This window comes from Actinomadura chibensis NBRC 106107, assembly GCF_001552135.1.
In the GTDB taxonomy this organism is placed as follows: Bacteria; Actinomycetota; Actinomycetes; order Streptosporangiales; family Streptosporangiaceae; genus Spirillospora; species Spirillospora chibensis.
Genome location: NZ_BCQP01000082.1, coordinates 27,374 through 43,561, shown reverse-complemented (window position 1 = coordinate 43,561; position 16,188 = coordinate 27,374). Strand labels below are relative to the sequence as shown.

The 16,188-nt window shown below is 74.9% G+C and carries 1 protein-coding gene and 1 pseudogene; both read left to right on the top strand.

The features are described from left to right. Window positions 1-16 precede the first annotated feature (16 nt). Window positions 17-10,801, top strand: coding sequence for a type I polyketide synthase (locus tag ACH01S_RS38480; RefSeq protein ID WP_067904344.1), 10,785 nt, complete (start codon window positions 17-19; stop codon window positions 10,799-10,801). 73 nt (window positions 10,802-10,874) lie between these two features. Continuing rightward, window positions 10,875-16,181, top strand: a pseudogene (locus ACH01S_RS38475) (type I polyketide synthase); the annotation flags it as partial. Between the last annotated feature and the right edge of the window lie 7 nt (window positions 16,182-16,188).

Below are 16,188 nucleotides of genomic sequence, written 5' to 3'. Positions count from 1 at the left end.
GCAGGGTCAGCCCGCCGTGTCCCTCGCGTGGGGGCCCTGGGCGATGACCGGGATGGCCGGTGAGCTGACCGAGGCGGACGCGGCGCGGCTGGCCCGCAGCGGTGTCGCGCCGCTGTCGGCCGAGCAGGGGCTCGCGCTGTTCGACCTCGCGGTCGGCGCGGACGCGGCGGCGCTGGTCCCGGCGCGGCTGGTGCGGTCGCCGGGGCGGCGGGCGCGGCCGTCGTCGGCGGCCCGGCCGGGCGCCTCGAAGCTCGCGGGGAAGAGCCGCGCCGAGCTTGAGACCGTCCTGCTCGACCTGGTGCGGGAGGAGGCCGCGGCGGTGCTCGGGCACGCGACGGCCGAGGCCGTCGAGCCGACGCGCCCGTTCCAGTCGCTCGGGTTCGACTCGCTCACCGCCGTCGACCTGCGCAACCACCTCAGCCGGAGCACGGGGCTGCGGCTGCCCGCCGCGACGCTGTTCGACTATCCGACGCCCGAGGCGCTGGCCGCCCATCTCGCGGGCGAGCTGTCGGCCGAGTCGGCGGAGACGGCGGCGCCGGTCGCGTCGGCGATCGTCCAGGCGACCGACGAGCCGATCGCGATCGTCGGGATGGGCTGCCGCTTCCCCGGCGACGTCCGCGATCCCGAGGGCCTGTGGCGGCTGGTCGCCGAGGGCATCGACGCCGTGACCCAGTTCCCGGACGACCGGGGCTGGGACAAGGCCGCCCTCTACGACCCGACCCCCGGCACCCCCGGCCGCACCTACACGACGCAGGGCGGCTTCTTCGACGGCGTCGACCGGTTCGACGCGGACTTCTTCGGCATCAGCCCCCGCGAGGCCCTCGCGATGGACCCGCAGCAGCGGCTCATGCTGGAGACCGCGTGGGAGGCGTTCGAGCGGGCGGGCATCGACCCCGCGACCGTGCGCGGCAGCGCGACGGGCGTGTTCGCCGGGGTGGCGACCGCCGAGTACCTGTCCCTCCAGCACCACGGGCCGGAGGAGCTCGGCGGCTACCTGCTGACCGGCAACACGGCGAGCGTCGCGTCCGGCCGGATCGCCTACACCTTCGGGCTGGAGGGCCCGGCGGTCAGCGTCGACACGGCGTGCTCGTCGTCGCTGGTCGCGCTGCACCTGGCCGTTCAATCGCTGCGCAACGGCGAATGCGGGCTGGCGCTCGCCGGAGGCTCCACGATCATGGCCTCGCCGGGCATGTTCGTGGAGTTCAGCCGCCAGCGCGGGCTCGCCCCGGACGGGCGCAGCAAGTCGTTCGCCGCGTCCGCCGACGGCGTGGCGTGGGGCGAGGGCGCCGGGATGCTCCTGCTGGAACGGCTGTCGGACGCGAAGGCCAACGGGCATCCGGTGCTGGCCGTGGTGCGGGGCACGGCGATCAACCAGGACGGCGCGAGCAACGGCCTCACCGCGCCGAACGGCCCGTCGCAGCAGCGGGTGATCCGCGCCGCGCTCGCCAACGCCGGACTCACCGCCGACCAGGTCGACGCCGTCGAGGCCCACGGCACCGGGACGACGCTGGGCGACCCGATCGAGGCGCAGGCGCTCCTCGCCACCTACGGGCAGGCGCGGACGGCCGACCAGCCGCTCCGGCTCGGCTCGATCAAATCGAACATGGGGCACACGCAGGCCGCGGCGGGCGTCGCCGGGGTCATCAAGATGGTGCAGGCGATGCGGCACGGAATCCTGCCGAAGAGCCTGCACATCGACGCCCCCTCACCGCACGTCGACTGGGAGTCCGGGGCCGTCAGCCTGCTCACCGAGGCGATCGAATGGCCCGACTACGGCCATCCGCACCGCGCCGGGGTCTCATCGTTCGGGATCAGCGGCACGAACGCGCACGTCATTCTCGAAGAGGCGCCTCGGGCGGACGTCCCCGAGCCGGAACGGCCCCGGTATCCGCTGCCGGTGCTGCTCTCGGCCAAGACGGAAAGCGCGCTGTACGAGCAGGCCGCGCGACTGCGCGAATTCGTCGCCTCCGACCCGGCGGCCGACGTCGCGGACATCGCCCACACGCTCGCGAACGGACGCAGCCATTTCGCCCACCGCGCCGGGATCGTCGCCGGAAGCGCCGCGGAACTCGTCCGGGGACTGGACGACCTCCAACCGGTCGTCAGCCGTCCGGGCAAGGTCGCGTTCCTTTACTCGGGGCAGGGCGCGCAGCGCGCGGGAATGGGCCGGGAACTGTACGAGACGTTCCCGGTATTCGCCGAGGCGCTCGACGCCGCCTGCGAACACCTCGATCCGCGACTCAAGCAGATCATGTTCGCCGACGACCCCGAGGAACTGAACCAGACCCTTTACACCCAGCCCGCCCTGTTCGCCTACCAGACGGCATTGCACGCGCTGCTGGCCGACTGGGGAATCACGCCCCACTTCCTGGTCGGGCATTCACTGGGCGAAATCACCGCCGCCCACACTTCCGGGACGCTCTCCCTCGCGGACGCGTCCGCGCTGGTCACGGCACGTGCCCGGGCCATGCACGACACCCCGACCGGGGCCATGGCCGCCATCAACGCCACCCCGGACGAAATCACCCTCAGCGAGGGCGTCAGCATCGCCGCCGTCAACGCGGCACAAAGCACCGTCATCTCGGGCCCACGCGACGCCGTAGAGGAAATCGCCCAGCACTGGAAAGACCAAGGACGGCGCACCCGTCTACTCACCACCAACCGCGCCTTCCACTCGTCGCTCATGGACCAGGCCGTCGAGCCGCTGACCGAGGCGGCCCGCGGCCTCGTCCACAACCCGGCCGCGATCCCGGTGATCTCCAACCTCACCGGGGAGCCCGCCGAGCACACGCCCGAATACTGGGCCGAACACCTTCTCGGCACGGTCAACTACCACAAGGCCGTCCAATACCTCGACCGGAACGGCGTCACCGCCTTCGTCGAGATCGGGCCGGACGCCACCCTCGCCGCCCTCACCGCCGACACCGCCTCCGGCGCGACCATCGTCCTGCAGAATCCGAAACAGCCGCAGAGCACGGCGCTGCTCACCGGGGTCGCCGACGCGCACAGCGCCGGTGTCTCCGTCGACTGGCCGAAGGTCATTCCCGCCGGGCGGCAGGTCGAACTGCCGACCTATCCGTTCCAGCACGACCGCTACTGGACCACCAAGAGCCTCGCCGTCTCCGGGGCCACGAGCCACGGCCTGCAGAGCACCGACCATCCGTTCCTCACGGCCGTCACGGATCTGCCGGGCGAAGGCGGATTCCTCTTCAGCGGGCGGGTCTCGCTCGACTCCCACCCTTGGCTCGCCGACCACGCGATCCACGGCGCCGTACTGCTGCCCGCCACGCTCTACCTCGAACTCGCGCTGCACGCCGCGAGCCATGTCGGGTGCGACACGGTCGACGAACTGACCCTGCACGCGCCCGTGATCCTGGCGGCCGGTGAGGCGGCGCAGCTCCAGGTCATCGTCGACGACGACCGGGCGATCACCGTCCGGGCCCGCGCCTACGGCGATTCCGCCGACAAGCGGGAATGGACGATCTGCGCCACCGGCGGCGTCACGGCGACGGGGAACCCCGTCCACGCGGACCTGGCGGCCTGGCCGCCGCCCGGCGCCGCCCCGGTCGACATCACGGACCTCTACGACCGGCTGGCCGGGCGCGGCTACGTCTACGGCCCCCTGTTCCAGGGCCTCAAGGCCGCCTGGCAGGACGGCGGCGACATCTACGCGGAGGCGGAACTCCCCGAGGAGCCCGGCGCCGGATTCCACCTGCACCCCGCCCTCCTCGACGCCGTCCTGCACTCGACCCTCCTCTCCGGCGAGACCGGCGATCCGAACGCGATCCGGCTGCCGTTCTCCTGGAGCGGCGTCACGTTCGGCGGCACCGGGACGGGGACCCTGCGGGCCAGGCTCACCCAGACGTCCGCCGAGACGCTCGCCCTCCAGCTCGCCGACTCCGCGGGGACGCCGGTCGCGACGGTCGGGGCGCTGGCCACGCGTCCCGTCCGGACGGAGCAGCTCGTCAAGGCGGCGCCGCCGTCCATCTACCGGATCGAGTGGACGCCGAAGACCGTCACGCCCGAAGACCCGAGCGGCTGGGCGGCCCTGGGCGACCCGGCCGGATTCCTGGCCGACGACGAACCCGCCTACCCGGACCTCGCCGCGCTCCGGGACGCGATCGAGTCCGGCGCGGCGGCGCCCGGCCTGCTCTTCGTCCGCTGCGCGCCGGACGACGGCGCCGACCCGGCCGCCCGCGCGCACACCCTCACCAGGGACGTCCTTGCCCTCCTCCAGGACTTCCTTCCGGACGAGCGGCTCAGCGACGTCCGCCTCGCGGTCGTCACCCACGGCTCGGTCATGGACGACCCCGACCCCGCCACGGCGGCGGTGTGGGGGCTGGTCCGGTCGGCGCAGGCGGAGAACCCCGACCGCGTCGTCCTGCTCGACCTCGACGCGGACGCCACCCGCGCGGCGGTCGCGGCGGCCGTCGCGACGGACGAGCCGCAGCTCGCCGTCCGCGACGGCGGGACGCACGTCCCCCGCCTCACCCGGGCGGCGACGGACACCCCACCGGCCGTCCCGGCGTTCGACCCGGACGGCACGGTCCTGATCACCGGCGGGACCGGCGCGCTCGGCGGGCTGGTCGCCGGCCACCTCGCCGCCGACCACGGCGTGCGGCGGCTGCTGCTCGTCAGCCGCCGCGGACCCGACGCGCCGGGCGCGGCGGAGCTGGAGGCGGAGCTGACCGCGCACGGCGCGGACGTCACGATCGCGGCGTGCGACGTGTCCGACCGGCGGGCGCTCGCGGACCTGCTCGCCGAGCATCCCGTCACGGCCGTCGTCCACACGGCCGGGATCCTGGCCGACGCGACCGTCACCGGCCTGACCGCCGACCGGCTCGACGCGGTGCTGCGCCCGAAGGCGGACGCCGCCTGGAACCTGCACGACCTCACCGGCGACCTGGACGCGTTCATCCTGTTCTCGTCCGTGGCGGGCACGCTCGGCAGCCCCGGGCAGGCCAACTACGCCGCCGCCAACGCGTTCCTCGACGCGCTCGCGCGCCGCCGCCGCGCCGCCGGACAGCCCGCGACGTCGCTCGCCTGGGGGCCGTGGGCGTCCGACGGCATGGCCGCCGGGGCCGACGCGGACACGGCGGCGCGGATGTCCCGCGACGGGATCACCCCGATCGGCTCCGAGCAGGGGCTCGCGCTCTTCGACCTCGCCCGGTCGCTGGACGACGCCGTGCTCGCGCCCGTCCGGCTCGAACCGGCCGCGCTCGGCGGCCTCGGCGACGCGCTGCCCGCGGTGCTGCGCGGTCTCGTCCGCACCGGGGCCCGGCGGCCGGGACGCGGGTCGGCCGCGCTCGTCCAGCGGCTCGCGCGGCTCGGCGCGGAGGACCGGCGCGCCGCGCTCCTCGACCTGGTCAGGTCGGAGGTCGCGACGGCGCTCGGGCACAGGTCGGTCCAGGCGGTCGAGCCGGACCGGCCGTTCCAGGAGCTCGGGTTCGACTCGCTCACCGCCGTCGAGCTGCGCAACCGGCTCAAGCGGACAAGCGGGCTCGCGCTGCCCGCCACGCTCGTCTTCGACTATCCGACGCCCGCCGCGCTCGCGGACCTGCTCGGCGAGCGCCTCCTCCAGACGCGTCCTGAGACGGCGACCGCGCCCGCGGCGCGGCGCGTGGCCGTCGACGAGCCGATCGCGATCGTCGGGATGGCGTGCCGCTACCCCGGCGGCGTGCGCGGCCCGGGCGACCTCTGGGACCTCGTCACGTCGGGGACGGACGCCGTGTCGCCGTTCCCGACCGGGCGCGGCTGGGACGTCGCCGCGCTCTACGACCCGGACCCGGAACGTCCTGGCAAGAGCTACACCAGGCACGGCGGGTTCCTGCACGACGCCGACCACTTCGACCCGGCGTTCTTCGGGATCACCCCGCGCGAGGCGCTCGCGATCGACCCGCAGCAGCGGCTCCTGCTGGAGACGACCTGGGAGGCGCTCGAACGGGCGGGCCTGGACCCCGGCGGGCTGCGCGGCAGCCGGACCGGCGTCTTCACCGGGATCATGTACAGCGACTACGGGGGCCGCCTGGCCCGGCAGATCCCGAAGGACGTCGAGGGGTACGTCGGCACCGGCAGCTCCGGGAGCGTCGCGTCCGGGCGCGTCTCCTACACGTTCGGCTTCGAGGGCCCGGCCGTCACGGTGGACACGGCGTGCTCGTCGTCGCTGGTCGCCCTGCACCTGGCGGCGCAGGCGCTGCGCAACGGCGAATGCGACCTGGCGCTCGCCGGAGGCTCCACGGTGATGGCCACGCCGAGCACGTTCGTGGAATTCAGCCGCCAGCGCGGCCTTTCGCCGGACGGACGGTGCAAGTCGTTCGCCGCCGCCGCCGACGGCGTCGCGTGGGGCGAGGGCGCCGGAATGCTGCTGGTGGAACGGCTGTCGGACGCGCGGGCGAACGGCCACCCGATCCTCGCCGTCGTGCGCGGCTCCGCCATCAACCAGGATGGCGCGAGCAATGGCCTGACGGCGCCGAACGGGCCGTCGCAGCAGCGGGTGATCCGCGCCGCGCTCGCCAATTCCGGGCTTACGCCGGACGACATCGACGCGGTCGAGGCCCACGGCACCGGGACCACCCTCGGCGACCCGATCGAGGCGCAGGCATTGCTCGCCACTTATGGGCAGGAACGGCCTTCCGATCGGCCGCTGCGGCTCGGCTCGATCAAGTCGAACATCGGCCACACCCAGGCCGCCGCGGGCGTCGCCGGAATCATCAAAATGGTCGAGGCGATGCGCCACGGCGTCCTGCCGAAGACCCTGCACGTGGACGAGCCTTCACCGCACGTCGACTGGGAAAGCGGCGCGGTCAGCCTCCTCACCGAGCAGATCGACTGGCCGGAGAGCGACCGTCCCCGGCGCTCGGCGGTCTCGTCATTCGGGATCAGCGGCACCAACGCGCACATCATCCTCGAACAGCCCCCCGGCACCACGGACGCCGGACAGGCCGAGCAGCCCGCCCATCCGCTGCCGGTGCTCCTTTCGGCCAAGACGGAATCCGCGCTGCGGGAGCAGGCGGCGAGGCTCCGCGGTTTCGCCACCGCGAACCCCTCGGTCGGACTCCCCGACATCGCCCGGACCCTGGCGACGGGACGCGCCCATTTCCCGCAGCGTGCGGGCGTGGTCGCGAGCACCGTCGACGAACTCGTCCGAAAGCTGGACGACGACCTGGAGCCGGTCACCGCCAACCCCGGGAAAGTCGCGTTCCTGTACTCGGGCCAGGGTTCGCAGCACGCGGGAATGGGCCGGGAACTGTACGAGACGTTCCCCGTCTTCGCCGAAGCGCTCGACGCCGCCTGCGAACACCTCGATCCGCGACTCAAGCAGATCATGTTCGCCGACGACCCCGAGGAACTGAACCAAACCCTTTACACTCAGCCCGCCCTGTTCGCCTACCAGACGGCACTCCACGCCCTCCTCGCAGACTGGGGAATCACACCCCATTACCTGGTCGGGCATTCACTGGGCGAAATCACCGCCGCCCACATCTCCGGGACGCTCTCCCTCGCGGACGCGTCCGCGCTGGTCACCGCACGCGCCCGCGCCATGCACGACACCCCCGCCGGGGCCATGGCCGCCATCAACGCCGCCCCCGACGAAATCAACCTCAGCGACGGCGTCAGCATCGCCGCCGTCAACACGGCGCACAGCACGGTCATCTCGGGCCCGCGTGACGCCGTAGAGGAAATCGCCCAGCACTGGAAGGACCAAGGACGGCGCACCCGCCTGCTCACCACCAACCGCGCCTTCCACTCCTCCCTCATGAACGACGCCGTCGAGCCGCTGACCGAAGCGGCCCGCGCCATCACCCACAACCCGGCGTCCATTCCGGTGATCTCCAATCTCACCGGACAACCCGCCGAGCACACCCCCGAATACTGGGCCGAACACCTCCTCGGCACGGTCGATTACCACAAGGCCGTCCAATACCTGGATGAGCAGGGCGTCACCACCTACATCGAAATAGGCCCCGACACCACGCTCACCACCCTGACCGGTGAGACGACCACGAACACGACCATCGCCCTGCAGAACCCGAAACAGCCGCAGACCTCGACGCTGATCGGCGAAATCGTCCGGGCCCACAACACCGGAGTCCCGGTCGACTGGACGACGATCATCCCGGCCGGACGGCACGCCGACCTCCCCACCTACCCGTTCGAGGAACGGCGGTACTGGCTCGACAGCCCGGCCACGGGAATGGACCTGACCGCCGCCGGTCTCGACACGTCCGAGCACCCGTTCGTCGGGGCCGCCGCCGAACTCCCGGACGGCGGGCACCTGCTCACCGGCCGGATATCGCTCGACTCCCATCCCTGGCTGGCGGACCACGCCGTCCAGGGCACGGTCCTCCTCCCCGGAACGGCGTTCCTCGAACTGGCGCTGCACGCCGCGCGGCAGACCGGCGACGACACGGTGGACGAACTGACGCTCCACGCGCCGCTCGCGGTCACCGCCGACGACCCCGTCCAGCTCCGCCTTTCGCTGACGCCGCCCGACAACGACGGCCGGAGAACCGTCACCATTCATTCGCGCTCCGCCGCCACCGACTGGACGCACAACGCCACCGGCACGGTCACCGCCACCGGAGCGGTTCCCGAAAGCCCGGAGACCGCCTGGCCGCCCGCCGATGCCGCCCCGATCGACATCGACGGCCTCCACGCGAAACTCGCCGCGCAGGGGCTCACCTACGGTCCGGCGTTCCACGGTCTGAAAGCGGCCTGGCAGGACGGCGACGGCCACATCTACGCCGAAGCGGAACTCCCCGAGACCACCGGAGGCGACCCGACCGCCTACGGCCTCCACCCCGCGCTGCTCGACGCCGCGCTGCACACCCTCGCCGCGCGGCAAGGGGACGGCCCGGTCCGCCTCCCGTTCTCCTGGAGCGGCGTCACGCTGAGCGCCACCGGCGCGAAGAGCCTGCGGGTGCGGCTCGGGTTCGACCGTCCCGACGAGGTGAGGCTCGACCTCGCGGACGGGACGGGCCGACCGGTCGGCGCCGTGCGGGCGCTGGCGCTGCGCGAGGTCAGCGGCGAGCAGCTCGCGGCGGCCCGCACCGGCCGGGACTCCCTGTTCGGCCTCGACTGGACGCCCCTCCCCCTCGCCGCCGCGACGCCCGGCACCGAGTACACGACCCTCACCGTCGCCACCGACGAGGAGGACCCGGTCGCGGCGGCCCATTCCGTCGCCGAGAACGTCCTCGCCGAGATCCAGCGGTGGCTGAAGGACGAGCGCTCCTCCGACGCCCGGCTCGTCGTCGTCACCCGGGGCGCGGTCGCCGTCCGCCCGGACGAGGACGTCAGCGACCTGCCCGCCGCCACCGCCTGGGGCCTGGTCCGCTCCGCGCAGACCGAGAACCCGGGCCGGATCCAGCTCGTCGACGTGGGCGTCGGGGCGGGCGGCGCCGACGCGCTCCCCGCCGCCGTGGCGACGGACGAGCCGCAGCTCGCGCTCCGCGACGGCGCGGCGTTCGCGCCGAGGCTCGTCCGGGCCAGGCCGCCCGCCGAGCCGGAGGCCCCGTTCGACCCGGACGGGACGGTCCTCATCACCGGCGGCACCGGCACCCTCGGGATCCTGATCGCCCGGCACCTCGTCACGAACCACGGCGCCCGCCGCCTCGTGCTGGTCAGCAGGCGGGGCGGGAACGCCGGCACGGCGGCGGCGCTCGACGGCCTCGACGCCGACGTCACCGTCGCCGCCTGCGACACCACCGACCCGGAGGCGTTCGGCCGGCTGCTCGCCGAGCACACCCCGGCGACCGTCGTCCACGCCGCCGGGATCATCGACGACGCGACCGTCGACAACCTCACCCCGCACCAGCTCCACGCCGTCCTGCGGCCCAAGGTCGACACGGTCCGGAACCTGCACGACCACCCCCACCAGCCCGACCACCTCATCCTGTTCTCGTCGGCCGCCGCCACCCTCGGGAACCCGGGACAGGCGAACTACGCCGCCGCGAACACCTACCTGGACGCCCTCGCCCACCACCGCACCCGCGCCGGGCTGCGGACGACCTCGCTCGCCTGGGGCCTGTGGAACACGGCCAGCGGCATCACCGGCGACCTCAGCGCGGCCGACCTCGCCCGGCTGTCGGGGACGGGCGTCGTCCCGCTCGGCGCGGACGACGCGCTCGCGCTGTTCGACGTGGCGCTCGGCGGGGATCGGCCGCTGCTCGTCCCGGTGCGGCTCGACCTCGGGACGCTGCGCTCGCACGCCGCGTCCGGGATGCTGCCCGCGGTGCTAGGCGGGCTGGTCCCGGCGCCGCCGTCGCGGGCGTCCGCGAACGGGTCGGGGACGGCGGGGACGGAGCTGCGCCGCCGCCTGTCCGGCAAGAGCGAGCCGGAGCAGATCCGGGTGCTGGTGGACGTCGTCAGGACGGCGCTCGCCGCCGTCCAGGGACGCCCGGAGGGCGAGACGATCCCGGCCGAGCGCAAGTTCCTCGACATGGGGCTCGACTCGCTCGGCGCCCTCGAACTCCGCAACCGGCTGAACGCGGCGACCGGCCTGCGGCTGCCCGCGACGCTCCTCTTCGACTACCCGAACCCGCTGGCGAGCGCCCACCACCTCCGCGCGGAGCTGGGCGTCGCCGCCGCCACCCCCGAGGACGCCGAGGAGGCCGAGATCCGCCGGACCCTCGCCGCCATCCCGCTCCCGAAGCTGCGCGAGTCCGGCCTGATGGGCGCCCTGCTGCGGCTCGCCTCCGGCGACGACGGCGAACCCGCCGGGACGGGCGGCGACGGGACGGACGCGATCCGCACCGCGGACGTGGACGACCTCGTCCGCCTGGCCCTCGGCGACACCGAATGACCACGGACCGGATGACCACGCACCACGAGCACCGACACATGACGACGACGGCGCACAGAACACGGAGCTGGCGATGAGCACGTCCCCCGACGGCAAGGTCGTGGCGGCGCTGCGCGCGGCGCTGCTGGAGAACGAGCACCTGAAGGCGGAGCGGCGGCGGCTCGCCGAGGAGGCGGCCGAGCCGGTCGCGATCGTCGGGACGGCGTGCCGCTTCCCCGGCGGGGTCGCGTCCCCGGCCGGGCTGTGGCGGCTCGTCGCGGACGGCGTGGACGCGATCTCGGAGTTCCCCACCGGACGCGGCTGGGACCTCGACGCGCTGTTCGACCCCGACCCGGAGCGGCAGGGCAGGAGCTACGTCCGCGAGGGCGGGTTCCTGCACCCGGCCGACCGGTTCGACGCCGACTTCTTCGGCATCAGCCCGCGCGAGGCGATGACGATCGACCCGCAGCAGCGGCTCCTGCTGGAGGTCGCGTGGGAGGCGCTGGAGGGCGCGGGCATCGTCCCCGGCGCGCTGCGCGGCAGCCGGACCGGCGTCTTCACCGGGATCATGTACGGGGACTACGGCGCGCGGCTCTACGGCCGCGTCCCGGACGGCTTCGAGGGCTACGTCGGGACGGGCAGCTCCTACAGCGTCGCGTCCGGCCGGGTCGCGTACACGCTGGGGCTCGAAGGCCCGGCGGTGTCGGTGGACACGGCGTGCTCGTCGTCCCTGCTCGCCATCCACCTGGCCTGCCAGTCGCTGCGCGACGGCGACTGCGAGCTGGCGATGGCGGGCGGCGTGACCGTCATGGCGACGCCGACGACGTTCGTGGAGTTCAGCCGCCAGCGCGGGCTCGCCCCGGACGGGCGCAGCAAGTCGTTCGCCGCGGCCGCCGACGGCGTCGCGTGGGGCGAGGGCGCGGGGCTCGTCCTGCTGGAGCGGCTGTCGAACGCGCGCCGCAACGGGCACCCGGTGCTCGCGGTGATCCGCGGCTCGGCGGTGAACCAGGACGGCGCGAGCAACGGCCTCACCGCGCCGAACGGCCCGTCGCAGCAGCGGGTGATCCGCGCCGCGCTCGCCAACGCCGGACTCGCACCGAAGGACGTCGACGCCGTCGAGGCCCACGGCACCGGGACGACCCTCGGCGACCCCATCGAGGCGCAGGCCCTCCTCGCCACCTACGGGCGGGAGCGTCCCTCCGACCGGCCGCTGCTGCTCGGGTCGATCAAGTCGAACATCGGCCACACGCAGGCCGCCGCGGGCATCGCCGGGGTCATCAAGATGGTCGAGGCGATGCGGCACGGCGTCCTGCCGAAGACGCTGCACGTGGACGAGCCGACCCCGCACGTCGACTGGACGTCCGGCGCGGTCAGCCTGCTCACCGAGACGACCCCGTGGCCGGTGGAGGGCGACCGTCCCCGCCGCGCGGCGGTGTCGTCGTTCGGGATCAGCGGGACGAACGCGCACATCGTCCTCGAACAGGCGCCGGACGCGGCGGCACCGGCGGAGCCCGGACCGGCGCGGCCGACCGTGTGGCTCGTGTCCGGCCGGGACGAGACGGCGCTGCGCGCCCAGGCCGAGCGGCTGAGCGCCCGCCTCCGCGACGACCCCGGCCTCGACCCGGCGGACGTCGGCCTCACCCTCGCCACCGCGCGGACGCACTTCGAGCACCGCGCCGCCGTCGTCGGCGACGACCGGGACGCGCTGGAACGCGGCCTCGCCGCGCTGATCCGGAACGAGCCCGCCGCCGAGCTGGTGCGCGAGCCGCGGAGCGGCGCGGGCGGCAGGGTCGCGTTCGTCTTCCCCGGCCAGGGCGCGCAGTGGGCGGGCATGGGCGTGGAGCTGATGGCGGAGTCCGCCGTGTTCCGCGAGCACGTGGACGCGTGCGCGGACGCGCTCGCCCCGCACGTGGACTGGTCGCTGCACGACGTCCTGCGGCAGGCGCCCGGCGCGCCCACGCTCGACCGCGTCGACGTCGTGCAGCCCGCGCTGTTCGCGCTGATGACGTCGCTGGCCCGGCTGTGGGAGTCGCTCGGCGTCCGGCCGGACGCCGTCGCCGGGCACTCGCAGGGCGAGATCGCCGCCGCGTACGTGTGCGGGGCGCTGTCGCTGGACGACGCCGCCGCCGTCGCCGCGCTGCGCAGCCGGGCGATCGCCGGGCTCGCCGGGCGGGACGGGCGCGGCACGATGGCGTCGGTCCCGCTGCCGTCGCGGGACGTGGAGAAGCGGCTGAACGGGCGGGTCAGCGTCGCCGCCGTCAACGGGCCGTCCGCGACCGTGGTGTCCGGCGACCGGGACGCCGTGCTCGACCTCGTGGAGTCCTACCGGGACGAGGGCGTCCGCGCGAAGGCGATCCCGGTCGACTACGCGTCCCACTCGCACCAGATGGAGGAGATCCGCGCCGAGATCCTCGACCGGCTGGCCGGGATCGCGCCGCGCACCGCCGAGATCGCGTTCTACTCGTCGCTGACCGGCGGGCGGCTGGACGACACGGCCGCGCTCGGCACCGACTACTGGTACGACAACCTGCGCGGGACCGTCCAGTACCAGCGGGCCGTGCAGGCGCTGCACGCCGACGGGCACCGCCTGTACGTCGAGACGAGCCCGCATCCGATCCTCACCGGCGCGACGGCCGAGACGCTCGGCGACGACGGCGTGGTCGTCGAGTCGCTGCGCCGCGACGACGGCGGGCCGCGCCGGTTCCTCGCGTCGCTCGCGCACGCGCACACGGGCGGCGCGGACGTCGACTGGGCGGCCTGGCACGCGGGGACGGCGGCGCGGCGCGTCCCGCTGCCGACCTACGCCTTCCAGCACCGCTCGTACTGGCTGGACGGCTCGGCCGCCGCGCGCGACGCGGCCGGGCTCGGGCTGGAGCCCGCCGGGCATCCGCTGCTCGGCGCGGTCGCGGACCTGCCGACCGGCGGGCACGTGTTCAGCGGCCGCGTCTCCGCCGACGCGCTCGGGTGGGCGGGCGAGCACACCGTGCGGGACGCCGCCGTCCTGCCGGGCTCGGTGTTCGCCGAACTGGCCCTGCACGCCGCCGCGCACACCGGTTTCGGCGGCGTCGAGGAGCTGACCGTGCACGCGCCGCTGGTGCTGCCCGAGCGCGGCGGCGTCCGGCTGAACGTCACCGTCCGGGACGGCGCCGTCGCCGTCTACGCCAGGCCGGACGACGAGGGCCTGGCCGCCGAATGGGTCGAGCACGCCAGCGGCACGCTCGGCTCCGGGCGGCCCGTCGAGGACGGCTTGGCGGAGTGGCCGCCGCAGGGCGCGGAGCCCGTCGACGTCGACGGCCTGTACGGGCGGATGCTCCGGGCGGGCCTCGCCCACGGGCCGGTCTTCCAGGGGGTCCGGGCCGCCTGGCGGCACGACGGCGAGGTCTTCGCGGAGCTCGACCTGCCGGACGGCACCGACGTCGCCGGGTACGGCCTCCACCCGGCGCTGCTCGACGCGGTCCTCCAGCCGGTGCTGCTCGGCGACGACGGCGGGATCCGGGCGCCGTCGCGGTGGACGCGGCTCGCGCTCGCGGCGCCGGGCGCGTCCCGGCTGCGGGCCCGGCTCGTCCCCGGGCCGGACGCGGTGGAGGTCACCGTGGCCGACGACGCGGGCGCGCCGGTCGCCGCCGCGTCCGTCGAGCTGGCGCCGCTCGACACGGGACGGCTGCGCGGCGGCCGCGACCCGCTGTACCGGGTGGAATGGCAGCCGGTCGCGCCGGCGGCGGCGTCCGGCGACGTCCCGTACGAGACGCTGACCATCGACACCGAGGCCAACGATCCGGCGGCCGGGGCGCACACCGCCGTGGAGGACGTCCTCGCGCGGCTCCAGGCGCTCGACTCGCCGCTGGTCGTCGTCACGCGCGGCGCGGTCGCGGCCCGTCCCGGCGAGGACGTCCGCGACCTTCCGGCCGCCGCCGTCTGGGGGCTCGTCCGCTCGGCGCAGACCGAGAACCCGGGACGCGTCCAGATCATCGACGTGGACGGCGACCCGGCCGACGTCGCCGCGGCCGCCGCCACGGGCGAACCGCAGCTCGCGGTGCGGGACGGCGTCGCCTACGCGCCGCGCCTCGTCCCGGCCGCCTCCGGCGCGGACGGCGAGACCGCCCTCGACCCGGACGGCGCCGTCCTGATCACCGGCGGCACCGGCACGCTCGGCCGCCTCGTCGCCCGGCGGCTGGTCGCCGAGCACGGCGTCCGGCGGCTGCTGCTGGTCAGCCGCCGCGGCCCGGACGCCGAGGGGCTGGACGAGCTGGCCGACCTGCCCGCCGGCGTGGACGTCACCGTCGCCGCGTGCGACGCCGCCGACCGCGACGCGCTCGCCGCGCTGCTCGCCGAGCATCCGGTGCGCGCGGTCGTCCACACCGCGGGCGTCCTGGACGACGCGACCGTCGGCTCGCTGACGCCCGAGCAGGTCCACCGGGTGCTGCGGCCGAAGGTCGACGCGGCGTGGAACCTGCACGAGCTGCTCCCCGACCTGGACGCCTTCGTGCTGTTCTCGTCGGCGGCGGGCGTCCTCGGGAACCCGGGGCAGGCCAACTACGCCGCCGCCAACGCGTTCCTCGACGCGCTCGCCGCGCACCGGCACGCCGCCGGGCGGCCCGCCGCCTCCCTCGCCTGGGGCCTGTGGGCCACGGCGAGCGGCATGACCGGCGGGCTCGGCGACGCGGACCTCGCCCGGCTCTCCGGCAGCGGGATCGTCCCGCTCGGCACGGAGGAAGCCCTCGGGCTGTTCGACAGGGGGCTGCGGGGCGGGGCGCCGCTGCTCGTCCCGCTGGGGCTCGACCCGGCCGCGCTGCGGGACCAGGCCGCCGACGGGATGCTGCCGCCGGTGCTGCGCGGGCTCGTCCGGACCCCGGCGCGGCGCGCCGACCGGTCCGGGCCGCCGCTGGCCGCGCGGCTCGCCGCGCTGCCGGAGGAGGAGCGCGGCCCGCTGCTGCTCGACCTCGTCCGGTCGCACGCGGCGACCGTCCTCGGGCACGCGTCCGCCGACGCGATCGCCCCCGACCGCGCGTTCAAGGACCTCGGCTTCGACTCGCTCACCGCCGTCCGGTTCCGGAACCAGGTCAACGCCGCCACCGGCCTCCAGCTCCCGGTCACGGTCGTCTTCGACTTCCCGAGCTCGGCGGCGCTGGCCGACCACCTCGCGGCGGAGCTGGTCCCGGCGGGCGCCGACCCGGCCGACCGGCTGATCACCGAGATCGACCGGCTCGACGGCGTCCTGCGCGACGCCGCGCCGGACGCCGCGGCCCGCACGAGGATCGCCAACCGGCTCCGGGCGCTGCTGTGGAAGGTCGGCGACGTCCCGGCGGCGGGCGGCCCGGCGGCGGGCGGCGATCTCGACACGGCGTCCGACGCCGAACTGTTCGACGTGCTCGACAACGAGCTCGGTGTGTCCCACGACTGAGACGTCC